14 protein-coding genes are annotated in these 16514 nt (G+C 74.3%); 9 read left to right on the top strand and 5 right to left on the bottom strand.

Annotated elements, in window-relative coordinates; all coding sequences use genetic code 11:
* The first annotated feature begins 341 nt into the window (after positions 1-341).
* From KGD84_RS05775 to KGD84_RS33515, 6 genes are all read left to right on the top strand, one after another.
* Positions 342-1913, top strand: coding sequence for a glycerophosphoryl diester phosphodiesterase membrane domain-containing protein (locus KGD84_RS05775; protein ID WP_220565061.1), 1572 nt, complete (start codon positions 342-344; stop codon positions 1911-1913).
* Positions 1910-2533 (top strand): DUF4129 domain-containing protein, encoded by a 624-nt coding sequence (locus tag KGD84_RS05770; protein ID WP_220565060.1) that lies wholly within the window; start codon positions 1910-1912, stop codon positions 2531-2533. The genes KGD84_RS05775 and KGD84_RS05770 overlap by 4 nt, the downstream gene beginning before the upstream one ends.
* Positions 2530-3750 (top strand): DUF4350 domain-containing protein, encoded by a 1221-nt coding sequence (locus KGD84_RS05765; RefSeq protein WP_220565059.1) that lies wholly within the window; start codon positions 2530-2532, stop codon positions 3748-3750. Before KGD84_RS05770 ends, KGD84_RS05765 begins: the two co-directional genes overlap by 4 nt.
* Positions 3751-3796: 46 nt before the next feature.
* Positions 3797-4780, top strand: a complete 984-nt coding sequence (locus KGD84_RS05760) for an AAA family ATPase (RefSeq protein WP_220565058.1) — start codon at positions 3797-3799, stop codon at positions 4778-4780.
* Positions 4780-6081: a DUF58 domain-containing protein gene (locus tag KGD84_RS05755; RefSeq protein WP_220565057.1), complete on the top strand. Its 1302-nt coding sequence runs from the start codon at positions 4780-4782 to the stop codon at positions 6079-6081. The genes KGD84_RS05760 and KGD84_RS05755 overlap by 1 nt, the downstream gene beginning before the upstream one ends.
* A gap of 120 nt (positions 6082-6201) precedes the next feature.
* Complete coding sequence (locus KGD84_RS33515; RefSeq protein WP_220565056.1) at positions 6202-8238, top strand: tetratricopeptide repeat protein; 2037 nt, start codon at positions 6202-6204, stop codon at positions 8236-8238.
* Here KGD84_RS33515 and KGD84_RS05745 read toward each other — a convergent pair.
* Both KGD84_RS05745 and KGD84_RS05740 read right to left on the bottom strand, forming a co-directional pair.
* On the bottom strand, positions 8194-8376 hold the full coding sequence (locus tag KGD84_RS05745) for a DUF397 domain-containing protein (RefSeq protein WP_220565055.1): 183 nt from the start codon (positions 8374-8376) through the stop codon (positions 8194-8196). The two genes, KGD84_RS33515 and KGD84_RS05745, sit on opposite strands and share 45 nt — an antisense overlap.
* 42 nt (positions 8377-8418) lie before the next feature.
* Positions 8419-9423 carry a stage II sporulation protein M gene (locus KGD84_RS05740; RefSeq protein WP_220565054.1) on the bottom strand — a complete coding sequence of 335 codons (1005 nt, stop codon included), beginning with the start codon at positions 9421-9423 and terminating at the stop codon, positions 8419-8421.
* 114 nt (positions 9424-9537) lie between these two features.
* Here KGD84_RS05740 and KGD84_RS05735 point away from each other — a divergent pair, with 114 nt between their 5' ends.
* Positions 9538-10353 carry an RDD family protein gene (locus tag KGD84_RS05735; protein WP_220565053.1) on the top strand — a complete coding sequence of 272 codons (816 nt, stop codon included), beginning with the start codon at positions 9538-9540 and terminating at the stop codon, positions 10351-10353.
* A 39-nt stretch (positions 10354-10392) separates the two neighbouring features.
* Here KGD84_RS05735 and KGD84_RS05730 read toward each other — a convergent pair whose 3' ends face one another.
* Together KGD84_RS05730 and ahcY are read right to left on the bottom strand one after the other, a co-directional pair.
* Complete coding sequence (locus KGD84_RS05730) at positions 10393-11655, bottom strand: adenosylhomocysteinase (protein WP_220565052.1); 1263 nt, start codon at positions 11653-11655, stop codon at positions 10393-10395.
* Between the two features lie 69 nt (positions 11656-11724).
* The gene (gene ahcY, locus KGD84_RS05725) at positions 11725-13161 is read right to left on the bottom strand and encodes an adenosylhomocysteinase (protein ID WP_220565051.1); all 1437 of its coding nucleotides are present in this window, start codon (positions 13159-13161) and stop codon (positions 11725-11727) included.
* Between the two features lie 128 nt (positions 13162-13289).
* On the opposite strand from ahcY, the gene KGD84_RS05720 reads away from it, so the two are divergent.
* Both KGD84_RS05720 and KGD84_RS05715 read left to right on the top strand, forming a co-directional pair.
* Positions 13290-13682: a MerR family transcriptional regulator gene (locus KGD84_RS05720; RefSeq protein ID WP_220565050.1), complete on the top strand. Its 393-nt coding sequence runs from the start codon at positions 13290-13292 to the stop codon at positions 13680-13682.
* A gap of 103 nt (positions 13683-13785) precedes the next feature.
* Positions 13786-14925: a hypothetical protein gene (locus KGD84_RS05715; protein WP_220565049.1), complete on the top strand. Its 1140-nt coding sequence runs from the start codon at positions 13786-13788 to the stop codon at positions 14923-14925.
* Positions 14926-14986: 61 nt separating this feature from the next.
* Here KGD84_RS05715 and KGD84_RS05710 read toward each other — a convergent pair whose 3' ends face one another.
* Positions 14987-16345, bottom strand: a complete 1359-nt coding sequence (locus KGD84_RS05710; protein WP_220565048.1) for a serine/threonine-protein kinase — start codon at positions 16343-16345, stop codon at positions 14987-14989.
* Positions 16346-16514: the final 169 nt, after the last annotated feature.

The following is a 16514-nucleotide window of genomic DNA, read 5'->3' as shown; positions in this document are numbered from 1 at the left end:
GTGCGCCGCCACGGTCCGACGCGGGGAACCGTCATTGTCCCCCACCCTGCCATCTCCTGGAGCGGTGGGAGGCGCGGTCGATGTCTTTGGGACCTTCCGGGGCCGATTTCGGCCACTTCGGGCGTCCTCCCTGGCCGGGAGGGTGATGGCGCCCTTGATAACGCCCGACCGGTTGGTAACAGAAAGCATACAAAAAGAATGAAGTGCGTCGGTTGCCCGTGAAGGGGCCCGGACCGTGCCCGACTTCGGGGGAACCGGCCGGTAGGTTGTTCTTCGAGACGTGAATGCGGAACCCGGTCCGCTTGCGCAGCGTAACCGAACCTCACGGAGGGCGGGGGCAGATGACCCAGGAGGACGACCACCGGAACCCGTCGGGGGAGACCCCGGAGGCGCCCGCCGACGGTGGATCGCCCGTGCCCGACGCCCGGAACGGCGCCGGGGGCGCGGAGTCCTGGGCCGCTCCGGGGCAGGGGGGCGACCCCGCCGGGGCACAGGGCGCGCCGGGGTCCGCGGAGCCGCGGTATCCGTCCCAGTACCCGTCCTTCGCGCCGCCCGCGGGCGGCGCCCCCGCGGAGAGCGCACCCGCCGGGTTCGCCGCACCGGGTTCGGGCGAGCCCGCGGCGCAGGAGCACGGGGCGCCCGGGTACGGACAGCAGGGGTACGGGCAGCAGGCCCACCAGCAGCCCGCGTACGGACAGCAGGCGTATGGACAGGCGGCGTACGGACAGGCGCCCGCGCAGGGGTTCGCCGCCCCCGGGTACGGCCCGCAGCCCGGACAGGGCCCCTGGGCCGGCCCCCACACCGGTCCGCAGACCGGCCAGTGGCAGGCGGCCCCGGGGCAGTACCCGCAGGGACCGGGCCAGGGCCAACCGGGATATGGGTACGCACCCCAGGCTCCCAAGCCCGGCGTGGTGGCGCTGCGCCCGATGACCCTCGGGGACATCCTCAACGGCGCGTTCACCCTCATCCGCCGCAACCCGAAGACCATGGTCGGCCTGTCGCTGGTCATCATGGCCGTCACCGGCGTGATCTCCTCCGTCGGCTTCGGCAGTTACATGTCCACGTACGGGGAGTTCGTCGACCGGATACTGAACGACCCCCTGGCCATCGACCCCAACGACCCGGTGCCGTTCGGGCCGTGGACCCTGATCGCCATGTACGCGGGCAGCCTGCTGTCCTCCCTCGGAATCGCCATCGCCACCGGCCTGCTCACGGCGACGGTCGGCATGGCGGTGCTGGGCGGCAAGCTCTCCCCTTCCCAAGCCTGGTCCTCCGTCAAGGGGCGGATGTGGCCGGTGATCGGGCTGGCACTGTTGCGGCTGCTCATCGACGCGGTCATCGCCACCGTTGCCGTGTTCCTCGGCGTGGGAGGGTTCCTGCTCGGCCTCCTGATGATCAGCGGGGGCAGCGACGTGGCCGGGGCCGTCGTCGCAGCACTCGGCCTCGTCGGTGCCGCCCTCTTCTGGCTCGTGGTCCGGGTCTGGATCTTCGTGCGGATCAAGTTCGCGATGCCCGCCGTCGTTCTGGAGCGCATCGGTGTCGGTTCCGCGCTGGGCCGCTCGTGGCGGCTGACCCAGGGCAGCTGGTGGCGGATCGTCCTCATCCTGTTCTTGACGATCATCATCGTCTACTTCGTAAGCAACATCCTGATCAGCCCGTTCACCATCGGCGGGATCGTGCCCGCGGTCATGTTCCCGGGCGCGCTGTGGGCGGCCGTCCTCGCCGGGGCACTGATGTTCATCGGCCAGGCGCTGACCTACGCCATCGTGACCCCGTTCGAAGTGGGTGTGACCACCCTGCTCTACGTCGACCTGCGGATGCGGCGCGAGGGCCTGGACCTGAAGCTGCACACCGCGGCCCTGTCCGGCCGCGAGGTCGGCCCGGAGATCTACCTGCCGGAGCAGCGGGCGTGACGGCGCCGTTCGCGGCCGTCCTGGAGGTGACCGGGGACGAGGGGCGCCGCCGCGCCGTCGAGGAGCTGAGCGACCCGGTGTACGGGCAGCAGGAGCCCTCCCTGCTGGAACGTTTCCTGGAATGGCTCTCCAACCTGGAGGTCCCCGTCCCGGGCGTCGGCGGCGGGTGGGCCACCGCGGTCCTGCTCGTCGTGGTCGCGCTGCTGGTGCTCTGGCTCGTCCTGTGGCTGCGCCCCTCTCGGACCCGCCGCGGCGAGGGCGCCGTCCACCGGACCGCGCCCCGGTCGGCGGCCGACCACCGCGCGGCCGCACTGGCCCACGAGGAGGCCGGGGAGTACACGGCCGCCGTCACCGAGCGGATGCGCGCGATCAGCGTCGACCTGGAGGACCGCACGATCATCTCGCCGCGCGCCGGGCGCACGGCCACGGAGCTGGCCGCCGAGGCCGCGAAGGCGCTGCCCGGCGAGGCCGGGGGGCTGCGCGAGGGCGCCCGCCTGTTCAACGACGTCGTCTACGGCGACCGCCCGGCGACCGCCGACACCGCCCGGGTGCTGCGTGAGCTCGACGAGCGCCTGCGCGCGGCCCGCCCGGCCCTGGACCCCGAGGAGGCGCGCGGATGACCGTCCACTCCCCCGAGGCCCCCGCCGGCCCGGTCGCCGCCGTCGACCCGGTACCCCCCGTCGGCGCTCCCCCGGAGTCGGCCGTCCGCCGCTTCTGGCGGGCCGCCCGCTTCCCCGCGATCCTGGCGGCCTCGCTCGTCGTGGTGTCCGTGCTGATGTCGCTGGGCGGGGAGCAGTTCCCCACCGGCCACCTGGAGCCCGGCAGCGTCGCCCCGGACGGCACCCGCGCCCTGGTGAACGTGCTGGGCGAGGACCGCGAGGTCGAGGTGGTCCGCTCCTCCGGCGACGCCGCCGACGCGGTCGGCGCCGCCGAGGACGCGGTCCTGGTCGTGTTCCTGGACCACCGGCTGCTGCCCGAGGAGCTGGACCGGCTGGCCGCCCTGGACGTGGACACCGTCCTGGTGCGCCCCTCGGTGCGGTCACTGTCGGCGTTCGCCCCCGGGGTGGAGATGACCGGCCGCGAGCTGCCCCGCGACATCCTGGAGCGGCCGCTGGAACCGCACTGCGACCTGCCCGCCGCCGAGGCCGCGGGCCCCGCGTACGTGCACGGCGAGCTGTACACCGCCGCTCCGGGGACCGACGCCGTGGGCTGCTACCCGGCCGGAGCCGGCGACGCCCTGGTACAGGTGACCGAGGACGGCACGACCACCACCGTGCTGGGCAACGGGAACCCGTGGACCAACCGGCTCCTGGACCGGGGCGGCGACGCCGCCCTGGCCCTCAACCTGCTGGACGCCGGGACCGTCGTGTGGCTGCGCCCCGACCCGCCCCAGCAGGAGGGGACGGCCTCGCTGCCCGAGCTGCTGCCCGCCGGGGTGCGCTGGTCCCTGCTGCCGCTGGCGGCGGGCCTGGTGCTGCTCGTGCTGTGGCAGGGCCGCCGCATGGGCGCGCTGGTGCCCGAGTCGCTGCCGGTGGTGGTGCGCGCCTCGGAGACCACCGAGGGGCGGGCCGGGCTGTACCGTTCGCGCGCGGCGCGCGACCGGGTGGTCGGCGCGCTGCGCGCGGGCTTCCTGGACCGGCACACCGCCCGGCTGGGGCTGGGGCCGGACGCCCCGCCCGACGCGGTGGTCGCGGCGGTCGCCGAGCGCACCGGGGACGACCCGGAGGCCGTGCGCGGGCTGCTGTACCCGCAGGGGGCCGACCCGTACGCGGCCGACGACGGCGGCCTGCTGCGGCTGGCCGCCGAACTGGACGAGCGGTCCCGGAGGCTGCGGTGACCGGACCGACGGAGAATTCCGACAGAGCGAGAGAGGTGGACGGCACGTGAGCGCCTTCACACACGAGGCACCCCCCTCGGCCGATGAGGCGCGGCAGGCCCTGGTCGCCCTGCGCCGCGAGGTGGCCAAGGCGGTCGTGGGCCAGGACGAGACGGTGACCGCGCTGGTCGTGGCGCTGCTGTGCCGCGGCCACGTACTGCTGGAGGGTGTGCCCGGTGTCGCCAAGACGCTGCTGGTGCGCACCGTGTCGGCGGCCCTGTCGCTGGACCACAAGCGGGTGCAGTTCACCCCCGACCTGATGCCCGGCGACGTGACGGGGTCGCTGGTGTACGACCAGAACACCGCCAGGTTCGAGTTCCTCAAGGGCCCGGTGTTCACCAACCTGCTGCTGGCCGACGAGATCAACCGGACCCCGCCCAAGACCCAGGCGTCGCTGCTGGAGGCCATGGAGGAGCGGCAGGTGACGGTGGAGGGGCGCCCGATGGCGCTGCCCGACCCGTTCCTGGTGGCCGCCACCCAGAACCCGGTGGAGTACGAGGGCACCTACCCGCTGCCCGAGGCGCAGCTGGACCGGTTCCTGCTCAAGGTGACGGTCCCGCTGCCGCCGCGGGAGGCCGAGGTGGAGATCCTGGGCCGCCACGCCGCCGGGTTCGACCCCGGCGACCTGGGCGCCGCCGGGGTGACCGCGGTGGCGGGGGCCGCCGACCTGCACGCGGCCCGCCGTGCCGTGGAGACCGTGCGGGTGGCCCCCGAGGTGCTCGGGTACATCGTGGACCTGTGCCGGGCCACCCGGCAGTCGCCGTCGCTCCAGCTGGGCGCCTCCCCGCGCGGTGCGACGGCCCTGATGCGCACATCCCGGGCGTGGGCGTGGCTGTCGGGCCGCGACTACGTGACCCCCGACGACGTGAAGGCGCTGGCCAAGGGCACCCTGCGGCACCGGATCTCGCTGCGCCCGGAGGCGGAGCTGGAGGGCGCGACCACGGACGGGATCCTGGAGGGCGTGCTGTCCTCCGTCCCGGTGCCGCGCTGATGGTGGTCACCGGCCGGGCGGTCCTGCTCGCGGGGGTGCTGACCGTCGCCGTGGCGTTCTCCGGCTCCCTGGGCCCGTGGGCGGCCGCGGCCGCCGTCGCCGCCCTGGTGGTGTCGGTCGCCGTCGACGTGCTGCTGGCGGCGAGCCCCCGGGCGCTGCGGCTGTCCCGGGCGGGCGACACGTCGCTGCGGCTGGGGGACGCCGCCTCCGTCGAGGTCACCGTGGCCAACCCGACGCGGCGCCGCCTGCGCGGGACCGTCCGCGACGCCTGGCCGCCGAGCGCGCACGCCGGGCCCCGGGTGCAGCCGCTGCGGGTGGACGCGGGCGAGCGGCGCCGGGTGCGCACGACGCTCGTCCCGACCCGGCGGGGCGACGCCCGCGCCGCCGGGGTGACCGTGCGCAGCCTGGGCCCGCTGCGGCTGGCCGGACGGCAGCGCACGCTGCCGGCGCCGTGGACGGTGCGGGTGCTGCCGCCGTTCCACAGCCGCCGCCACCTGCCCGGGAAGCTGTCGCGGCTGCGGGAGCTGGAGGGCCAGCACACGGCGATGGTGCGCGGCCAGGGCAGCGAGTTCGACTCCCTGCGCGACTACGTGCCCGGGGACGACGTGCGGTCCATCGACTGGCGGGCCAGCGCGCGCAACGACGGGGTGGTGGTACGCACCTGGCGCCCCGAACGGGACCGGCGCATCCTCATCGTGCTCGACACCGGCCGCACCTCCGCGGGCCGGGTGGGCGACACGCCCCGCCTGGACCACGCCATGGACGCGGCCCTGCTGCTGGCCGCGCTGGCGGGCAAGGCGGGCGACCGGGTGGACTTCCTGGCCTACGACCGCCGGGTGCGGGCGCAGGTCAAGGCGGCCGGCAAGGGCAGCCAGGTGCACCGGATCGTGGAGGCGATGGCCCCGCTGGAGGCTGAGCTGCTGGAGTCCGACCCTGCGGGCATGGCGAGCGCGATCCTGACCGCCCAGGGCCGGACCCGCTCACTGGTCGTGCTGCTCACCGACCTCAACGCGGCGGCACTGGAGGAGGGGCTGCTGCCCCGGGTGCCGGCGCTGACCGCGCGGCACCTGCTGCTGGTCGCGGCCGTGCAGGACCCCGCCGTGACGGCGATGGCGGCCGGTCGCGACGACTCCGCGGCCGTGTACCGGGCGGCCGCCGCCGAGCGCACGCTGGCCGAGCGGCGCCGGGTGACGGCGGAGCTGCGCCGGGTCGGGGTGGAGGTCGTGGACGCCGAGCCCGAGCACATCGCCCCGGCGCTGGCCGACGCCTACATCAACCTCAAGGCCCAGGGCCGCCTGTAGCGGCACGCGCCCCGGGGGCGGGGTGGCCGGAACCGGCCACCCCGCCCTTTCCCGTGCTCACCGAACCCGGGCGCGTGCGGTCCGCCCGCGGGCGGTGGGGCGCTCCGGCAGTATGTGGGCATGGACTCTTCCCCCGGAACCCATGTGAACTCGGTGGACGGCGACGTGTACGGGCGGCTGGTCCAGGCGCGCGACATCCACAGCCTCACCATCAACGCCGGGGAGCGGCCCGCTCCCCCGCCGGGGGCGGACGTGGTGCTGGACCCGCCGCGCCCCGCGACGGCGGTGCGCGGCCGGGAGGGGCTGGTCGGGGAACTGCTGGCGGAGATGCGCGCCGGAGCGGCCGTGCCGCACGTGCTGACCGGGCCCGGCGGGTTCGGCAAGACCACGGTGGCGGCGGAGCTGGCCGGACGGGCGCGGGCCGAGGGGCGGACGGTGTTCTGGGTGCGGCCCGGCAGCGTCGCGGCGAGCATGATCGAGGTCGCCGTGGAGCTGGGCGGGTCGCGGCGGGAGGCCGAGGAGGTGCGGACCACCCGGCATCTGGCGATGCGGTGGGTGTGGCGGCACCTGGACGACGCGCCGCGGCCGTGGCTGCTGGTCATCGACAACGCCGACCGGCCCGAGGAGCTGGATCCGGAGAACCGGCCCGGCGACCAGCTGGGCTGGATGCGGGCCAGCCCGGGCGGGTTCGTTCTGGTGACGACGCGGGTGGACGACCCCGCCCAGTGGGCGCCCGCACGGATCCACCGGGTGGAGGCGCTGGAGGCGGGGGCCGCGGCGTCGGCGCTGGCCGACCACGCGGCGCTGGCGGGGACGGCCGGGGCGGAGGAGCTGGCGGAGCGGCTGGGCCGGGTGCCGCTGGCGCTGTCGCTGGCCGGGCGCATCCTGGCGACGCACCGGGTGCTGTTCCCCGACGCCCGCGCGCTGCTGGCGCGCCTGGAGGAGGGCGTGGACCGGCTGGACGAGCTGGCGGCGCCGTTCGTGACCGGGCCCGACGTGGACCGGCGGCTGCTGTCGGGCGTGTGGGACCTGTCGCTGCGGTCGGTGGCGGAGCGGGAGCCGTACGCCCGCCCCCTGCTCCAGGTCCTGGCGGTCCTGGGGTCGAACGCGGTGCCGGTGCCGCTGCGGCGGCTGCCCCCGGCGGAACTGGCGTCCGGTCCGCTGGAGGGCCTCGACGACGTGGGGCTGGCACGCGCCGTCAACGCCCTGATCGTGCACGGCCTGGTCGCCCTGGGCGAGCACGGCGGGGAGGCGGCGCTGCGGATGCACCCCCTGGTGGCGGAGACCGTCCGCGCGGGGATCGGCGACAGTGCGGTGACGGACATCGTCAGCGGTCTGCTCCAGTGGCGGCCCGACAGCGATTTCACCCTGGAGGCCTCCGCCTACACAGCGCTGGCCGGGGTCCTGGCCCGTGTGCACCACGCCCGGCATCCAACCGTCGTCCAGGCCTCCGTCGGGCGTTTCAGGGTCGCGATGCTGCTCGGGGACCGGATGGAGGCGGAGAGGTCCCTGGGCCGGCTCGTCGAAACGGCCGAAGCCGCCCTGGGCGGCACGCACCCGGAGACGCTGCGCGCCCGGCACGCCTGGGCCGATTCACTGCGCGCCCTGGACCGGTGGGGCGAGGCCCAGGAGATCTACCGCTCGGTCCACAGCGACCGTGTGTCCAGGCTCGGACCCGACCACCCCGACACTCTGAGCAGCCTGCACCAGGTCGCCCTCATCGCCGGGCTGCGTGGTGACCTGAAAGCCGCGGAACAGGGTTTTCAGACGGTACTGGCGGCCTACGAGGGGCGGGAGGAGGAACCGACCGCGCTCCACGCGCTGCAGAACCTCGCCTACATCCGCATGCTCCGCGGTGACAATGACGGAGCGGAGGCGGGCTTCCTCAGGGTCCGCGAAGCCTGGAGCCGTGTTCTGGGCGAGGATCACCCGAACACCGGCCAGGCCGATTACTTCCTGGCCCGCAACGCGGCCGAGCGCGGGGACCACGCCCGCGCCGCCGCGATGTTCGACGAGGTCGCCCGGACACGGGCCGCGGCCATGGGCGAGGAGAACACACTGGTCGTCCAGGCCCGTGAACGCGCGGAGCGGGCCAGGCAGGCCGTGAAGGGTTCAGACGCGCGCGGCCGAGGTGACGAGGGCGGACCACTCACGTGAGCCGACCGCCAGGACGACGGCGGACCGGTTCTGCGTGTCGCGCACCATGACACCGGCCGGAACCCCGAAGGCCACCTCGACACAGGCGTCCTCGAAGCTGCTGTAGGAGCTCTTGAACCAGTGGGGGGCTTCGCTCATGGGCCCGACACTGCCACACCCGGGCCCGGCGGGCCAGGGCCCTCAGGCCACCGGCACCGCCGCGGGCGCGTTCCTGATGTCCCCGGTCTCGCCCTCCAGGTGGGCCCGGCGGCCGACCACGAACACGTACAGCAGGAACAGCACCTCCGCCAGCACGCCGATCCCCAGCGCCACCGGGATCGGGATGTGCCCGGCGACCGTGTTCCCGGTGACCAGGCCCTCGATCAGGCCGGAGATGAACAGCACCACCGCGAGCCCCAGCGCCGCCGCCACCGCCGAGCGGCCCTCCTCGGCGAAGGCGCGCAGCCGGGTGCGGTCGCCGGGGGCGATGAGCGACCAGCCCAGCCGCAGGCCGATGCCGCCCGCCACGAACACGGCGGTCAGCTCCAGGAGGCCGTGCGGCAGGATCAGCCCGAAGAACACGTCGGCCCGGCCGTGGCCGATCATCAGCCCGGCCATGGCGCCCAGGTTCAGCGCGTTCAGCAGCATCACGTACAGCGTCGGCACCCCGAACGCGACACCGTACAGGATCGCCTGCGCCGCCACCCAGGCGTTGTTGGTCCACACCTGGGCGGCGAAGGAGCCCCGCGGGTTCTCGACGTAGTAGTTCGCGAACTCGTACTCGACCACCTGGGCGACGTACTCGGGCGTGCCCATCGCGTGCATCACCGCGGGGTCGGCGACGATCCACCAGGCCACGGCCGCCGCGATCCCGACGGTGCCCGCGGTCATGCCCAGCCACCACCAGCGCAGCCGGTACAGGATCGCGGGGAAGACCCGGGTGAAGAACCCCACGAGGTCGCGCCAGGCGGGGTCGTGGGCGCCGGTCACCGCGGAGCGGGCGCGCGCGACCAGCGCGGACAGGCGGCCCACCAGGGCGGGGTCCTGGCCGGAGGAGCGCACCACCGACAGGTGGGTGGACACCCGCTGGTAGAGGTCGACGAGTTCGTCGACCTCGGCGCCGTCGAGTCGGCGCCGTCGGCGGACCAGCCGTTCCAGGCGCTCCCAGTCCCCGTTGTGCGCCGCGGCGAAAACGTCGATATCCACGCAAGGGACCCTACCGTCTCGCGGCCCGGGAACGCCGCCGGTGGGAACGCGGTGCCCGGCCTGCGGGTAGTGTCGGGGTCGAAAGTTCCGTTCGGCCCCGAGGGAGCAGCACCGGTGTCCTATCCCGGCGGTGGTGAGGTGCGCGGCGACGCGTACGGTACGACGCCCCTGGTCACGGGGGACGCGGTGGTCCTGGACCTGCGCGCGGCGGGGTTCGCGACCCGTGCGGTGGCCTTGCTCATCGACGTGATCGTGCAGGGCGTGCTCTTCTTGCTGCACATGGTGCTGGTGGCCTGGATGGGCACCGCCGTGGACCCGGCGGCGACCGCCGCGGTGTTCCTGGGCGGCATGATCCTGATCTTCGTGGGATACCCGACGGCGTTCGAGACCATCTCGCGCGGCCGGTCCCTGGGCAAGATGGCGCTGGGCCTGCGCGTGGTCGGCACCGACGGGACGCCCGAGCGGTTCCGGCAGGCGCTGGCGCGGGCCCTGGCGGGGTTCTTCGAGATCTGGGCGACGACCGGCGTGATCGCGCTGATCACCTCGATGATCAGCAAGGACGGGCGCCGGGTCGGCGACTTCCTGGCGGGCACGATGGTCGTGGAGGAGCGTACGGGGCGCCCCCGCCAGGAGCACATCCCCATGCCGCCGTACCTGGCGGGCTGGGCGTCGGGGGCCGACCTGTCCCGGCTCGCGCCGGAGACGGCCGCCGCGGCCCGCCAGTACGTCCTGCGCTACTACGAGCTGGCCGAGCACACCCGCCACGAGATGGGCGTCCGGCTGGCCGACGCGGTGGCCGCGCAGATCAGCCCGCCCCCGCCGCCGGGCGTCGCGCCGGCGGACTTCCTCGCGGCCGTACTGGCCGAGCGCCGGCGCCGCCAGCAGATCGCCCTCCAGCAGCAGCGCTCCCAGCACCGCCCCGCCTCCTGACGCGCGCCGCCTCCCGGCCCGTGCCGGGGCGCGCCCCGGTCAGGGGTGCCAGGAGCGCAGGTAGGACTCCTGCTCGGGGGTGAGGGTGTCGATGGCGACGCCCAGGGCGGCCAGCTCCAGCCCGGCGACCTCGGTGTCGATCTCGTCCGGGACGTCCACGACGCCCGGGGCGAGGTCCGCGTGGGCGCGGGCCAGCCAGGCGGTGGTGAGGGCCTGCGCGGCGAACGACAGGTCCATGACGGCGGCCGGGTGCCCCTCGGCGGCGCCCAGGTTGACCAGGCGGCCCTCGGACAGCAGCAGGACCCGGCGGCCGTCGGCGAACTCGTACTCGTCGGCGTGCTCGCGCACCCCGCGGTCCACGGCGACCGCGAGCCGGTCCAGCGCGGCCAGGTCGATCTCCAGGTCGAAGTGGCCCGAGTTGGCGAGGATCGCGCCGTCGCGCATCAGCGCGAGGTGCTCCTCGCGGATCACGTCGCGGTTGCCGGTCGCGGTGACGAACACGTCCCCGACCGGGGCGGCGCTCTCCATCGCGGCGACCGTGTACCCCTGCATGACGGCGTCCAGGGCCTTGACCGGGTCCACCTCGGTGACGATGACGCGGGCGCCCATGCCGCGGGCGCGTTCGGCCAGGCCGCGCCCGCAGTAGCCGAACCCGGCGACGACAACGGTGCGGCCCGCGAGCATGGTGTTGGTGGCCCGCAGGATGCCGTCGATGGTGGACTGGCCGGTGCCGTACCGGTTGTCGAACATGCGCTTGGTGGCGGTGTCGTTGACGGCGACCATGGGCAGCCGCAGTTCGCCCTCGGCGCTCATGCGGCGCAGCCGGATGACGCCGGTGGTGGTCTGCTCGCAGCCGCCCAGGACGCCTTCGAGCAGGTCGGGGCGGGCGGCGTGCAGGGTGTGGACGAGGTCGCAGCCGTCGTCCAGCAGCAGGTGGGGCCGGGTCCGGAGCACCGTGACCAGGTTGCGGTCGTAGGAGGCGGGGTCCATCCCGGCCCAGGCGTGCACGGCCACCCCGTACTCGGCGACCAGCGCGGCCGCCGTGTCGTCCTGGGTGGAGAGCGGGTTGGAGGCGGCCAGGGCCACCTCGGCGCCGCCGGCGCGCAGGACGCGCAGCAGGTTGGCGGTCTCGGCGGTCACGTGCAGGCAGGCGGCGACGCGCAGCCCGGCCAGGGGCCGCTCCGCGGCGAAGCGCGCGTGGATACTGCGCAGCACCGGCATGGACCGCTCGGCCCAGGCGACCCGGCGCACCCCGGCCGGGGCCAGGGCCAGGTCGGCGACCTCGTGTGGAGTCCCGGTCATGGAGCCCGTTCTGTGGTGGCGGCTCCGGGGCCGGCGTGCGGCGCCGGCCCCGGAGTGGGCGGACGTCCGCTAGTAGCGGTAGTGGTCCGACTTGTAGGGGCCCTCGACATCCACGCCGATGTAGGCGGCCTGCTCCTTGCTGAGCCTGGTCAGCTTGACGCCGAGGGCGTCCAGGTGGAGGCGGGCGACCTTCTCGTCGAGGATCTTGGGCAGCGTGTACACGCCGATCGGGTACTCGTCGGGCTTGGTGAACAGCTCGATCTGCGCGATGACCTGGTTGGTGAAGCTGTTGGACATCACGAAGCTGGGGTGGCCGGTGGCGTTGCCCAGGTTGAGCAGGCGGCCCTCGGACAGCACCAGGATGGTGTGGCCGTCGGGGAAGGTCCACTCGTGGACCTGCGGCTTGATCTCCTTCTTGGTGATGCCGGGGACCTTCGCCAGGCCGGCCATGTCGATCTCGTTGTCGAAGTGGCCGACGTTGCCGACGATCGCCTGGTGCTTCATCGCCGTCATGTGCTCGGTCATGATGACGTTGAAGTTGCCGGTGGTGGTGATGAAGATGTCACCGGTCCCCACCACGTCCTCCAGGGTGGTGACCTGGTAGCCGTCCATGGCGGCCTGGAGGGCGTTGATCGGGTCGATCTCGGTGACGACGACCCGGGCGCCCTGGCCGCGCAGCGCCTCCGCGGCGCCCTTGCCCACGTCGCCGTAGCCGCACACCACGGCCACCTTGCCGCCGATGAGGACGTCGGTGGCGCGCATGATGCCGTCGGGCAGCGAGTGGCGGATGCCGTACTTGTTGTCGAACTTGCTCTTGGTGACCGAGTCGTTGACGTTGATCGCCGGGAACGCCAGGCTGCCGTCGCGCTGCATCTCGTACAGGCGCAGGACACCGGTGGTGGTCTCCTCGGTGACGCCCTTGATGCGCTCGGCGATGGTCGTCCACTTGGTCGGGTCCTGGGCCAGGCTCGCCTGGAGCAGCTTGAGGACGACCTCGAACTCCTCGCTGTCGGCGGTGGAGGGGTCGGGGACGGCCCCGGCCTTCTCGTACTGGGCGCCCTTGTGGACGAGCATGGTGGCGTCGCCGCCGTCGTCCAGGATCATGTTGGGGCCCTCACCGTCGGGCCAGGTGAGCGCCTGCTCGGTGCACCACCAGTACTCCTCCAGGGTCTCGCCCTTCCAGGCGAAGACCGGGACGCCCTTGGGGTCGTCGACGGTGCCGTCGGGGCCGACGACGACCGCGGCGGCGGCGTGGTCCTGGGTGGAGAAGATGTTGCAGCTGACCCAGCGCACCTCGGCGCCCAGCGCGACCAGGGTCTCGATGAGGACCGCGGTCTGGACGGTCATGTGCAGCGAGCCCATGATGCGGGCGCCCTGGAGCGGCTTGCTGTCACCGTACTCGGCGCGGGTCGCCATGAGGCCGGGCATCTCGTGCTCGGCGAGCCGGATCTCGTCGCGGCCGAAGGCGGCCAGGGACAGGTCGGCGACCTTGAAGTCGAAAGCCATGCGTTCCTCACTCGTGATGGTCGTGGCGCCCCTGATTCTAGGCCCGGGCGCCCGCCATCAGCACGAATCTGACAACGCGGTGTCAGGTTGCGCCGGTATGGGCGGCGGGCTCGGTTAGGGTCGTCGGCATGGCCCTGCACGACACCTCCGCCGCGTACGGCGTTCCGATGCCCATCTCGGCCGCCGCCGAACGGGTGGGGACGACCCCGCGCATGCTCCGGTACCGGGAGGGGCTGGGGCTGCTGCCCCGCACCCAGGAGCAGCCTACGGGGCGGGGGCACCGGCACCGCCGGTTCACCGAGGAGGACGTGCGGACCATCGCGACCGGCCTGGAGCTGGAGCGGGAGTTCGACATCCCCCCGGCCGCGCTGGCGTTCGCGCTGCGCGTGCTGTCCGAGCCGGAGGTGCTGGCGCGGGTGCGCGCCCACGGGGAGCGGCTGGGGCGGCTGGCCCCGGCGCCGGCCCGCGCCCTGGACTTCGAGAAGCAGAAGGCGATGCGCCTGCTGGGCCGGCGCCCCTGATCGCGCAGGTCGGAGCCGCCGCGCCGTACCGGCGGGCCCGGGTGCCCGGTCAAGGGGCCATCGGGCAGGTTTCACCGGAGCGCCCACGGGCTACGGAGAGAGCGTGGATACCCTACGCCTGAGTGCGGACCCGGAGCGGCTCCCCGACCGCGTGCGCGAAGAGCTGACCGACGTCGACCGGCTGCGCCGGATCTGGTCCGGTCACCGGCAGGCCCAGCCCCGGGAGGCGCGCGAGGCCGCGCGCCGGTCCCTGGTCCGGTCCCGGATCGAGGGGGCCGGGGTCGGCGGGCCCCTGGCCGAGTACCTGGAGTCGGCGCTGGCGGAGGGGATGGGCGGCCGCACGCTCGACCCCGACTACGTGCTCGAACTCGCCGACCGCGTCCACTCCCTGCCCGACCCGGGCGCTTTCCGCGCCCCGGCCGCGCCCCTGGTCGAGTACGACCGGGCCCGCGCCGTGGCCGCCCCCGCGGCGGTCCCGGGCCACCCCCTGGTCCGCGCGGCGCACACCTACGCCGAGACGCTGGCGGCCGTCACCGAACTGGACCACGGGAACGAGGCCCCGCGGCTGCTGCCGTGGCTGGTGGCCGCGCTGGTGCTGCGCCGCGCGGACCTGCCGCCGGTGCCGCCGGTGCACCCGCCCGCGGTGCCCGGCCCGGACTCCGACGAGGGCCCGGCGCCGACCGTTTCGGCGCTGGCCCGGGCCGTCACGGCGGCGCTGCGCGACGAGCTGAGCTGGACGCCGCCGGGGACCGCACCCGACCCCGGGGAGCCGGTGCCGCCCCTGGCCGCGGTGACCCGCCGCCGGGTGACGGACCACCTGCGCTCGCACCGGGAGTCGGTGGGCCTCATCCTGCGCGGCCTGGACCCCGCGGCGCGCGCCGTGGTCCGCACCGGCGGCCACGACTCCGGCGCCGGGGCGGAGGGCCTCTCCGAGGCGGGGCGGGCCGTGCTCACCCCGGGCGCCGCTCACTGGTGGACGGCGCTGGAGCTGACGGTGGAGGACACGACGCTGTCGCTCGTGGTGGTGGTGCAGGAGATCGGCCGCCCCCGGACGGGGGTGCTGGCGGTCACCGTGGACGGGCGGCTGACCGATCCGGACGGGGTGCGCGACGTTCCCGGCATCTCGGGCGCCGAGGCCGTGACCCTGATGCCCGCCGACTGCGTGGACGACCGCTGGCCGCGGATCCGCGACCTGGTGGACGAGGGGGTGTCCCTGGCGCTGGGCGGGCTCACCCGCGTCTGAGGGCCGCGGACGCCCGTGGGGCCCGGCACCGCGCGGTGCCGGGCCCCGCGGGCGCTCACGTTCAGGAGACGACGATGAGGACCAGCAGCAGGACGAGGATGAGGATCGTCATGAGGACCGCCGGGATCACCCAGCTCTGCTGGAGGATCGACTCCTCGGCGGGCGGCTGCTGCGCCGGTCCCCCGTAGGTCTGGTTGGGGTTGCCCGTGACCAGCGGGTTGCCGAACTGCGGCTGGGGCCCCTGCGGGTAGGGGCCGACCGGCCGCGGGCCGGAGGCGCCGGGGTGGCCGGGCACGCCCATGCCGTGCTGGGGGTTGGACGTCCCGGGGTGCCCCGGCAGGCCCATGCCGGGCCGCGGGTTGGAGGTGCCCGGGTGCGGGTAGCCGGGGTGGCCGGGCACGCCCATGCCATGCTGGGGGTTGGACGTCCCGGGGTGCCCCGGCAGGCCCATGCCGGGCCGCGGGTTGGAGGTGCCGGGGTGGCCGTGGCCGAACCCGCCCTGGGGCCCGGTCTGCGGGCGCACCGGCATCTGCCCCTGCGGGATGAGGCCGGTCTGGGCGATCTGCTCGCCCTGCTTGAGGGCGTCCTCGGTGGAGGGGGCCTCGTCGGCGTCCTCGTGGCCGAGCAGGCGCATGAGGAGCTTCTGGGCGGTGGGCCGCTGGGCGGGGTCCTTGTTCAGGCAGGCCGCGACGATGGGGCGCAGGGCATCGTCGACGCCGTCGATGTCCGGCGGGGCGCTGATGACCCGGTGCACGACCGCCGGGACGGTGTCGGAGCCGAACGGCGCACGCCCGCTGGAGGCGAACGCGATGACGCAGCCCCAGGCGAAGACGTCGCACTTGTCGGTGATGCCGCGCCCCTCGATCTGCTCGGGCGCCATGTAGGAGGGCGTGCCGACGATCGAGTTGGTCATGGTGGCGGTGCCGTCGTCGACCCGGGCGATGCCGAAGTCGATGACGCGGGGCCCGTCCGGGCCCAGCAGCACGTTGCCGGGCTTGAAGTCGCGGTGGACGATCCCGGCCTTGTGGATGGCCACGAGCGCGGTGGCGGTGGAGACCGCGAGCCGCTGCAGCGCCGAGCCGCGCAGCGGGGCGCCCTTGGCGACCGTCTCCTGGAGGTCCTTGCCGGGCACGAACTCGCTGACCACGTAGGGCGGGTCGCTGTCGAGCTGCGCGTCGATGATCGCGGCGGTGCAGAAGGAGGCGACCTTCTGCGCGGCGCGGACCTCCTTCTCGAACCGCTTGCGCAGGTCGCTGTCGCGGGACCACTGGTCGTTGAGGACCTTGACCGCGTACTCCTCGCCCTGCGGGTCCTCGGCCAGGTACACGATGCCCTGGCCGCCCTTGCCCAGGCGTCCGGTCACGCTGTAATCGCCGAACGCGGAGGGATCGCTCGGCTGTAGCGGTTCGGGACCGGGCATCGGTGTCCTCCAGGGAGGTCGTGTTGGACGGGGTGGGCACGAACAGGGTACGGCTTGCGGGGGTATGGGACGGTGCGTCCGTCACCCCCCGGAGACGAAGTCTCTCACTTCGTCGCACCCGCTATGACTACCGGAATGCCCATAACGTTCCATAAGGGTCCGACATGAA

The organism is Nocardiopsis changdeensis, assembly GCF_018316655.1.
Taxonomy (GTDB): Bacteria; Actinomycetota; Actinomycetes; order Streptosporangiales; family Streptosporangiaceae; genus Nocardiopsis; species Nocardiopsis changdeensis.
Note: the sequence above shows the minus strand (reverse complement) of the source record. Positions and strands in the feature narration are given on the sequence as shown.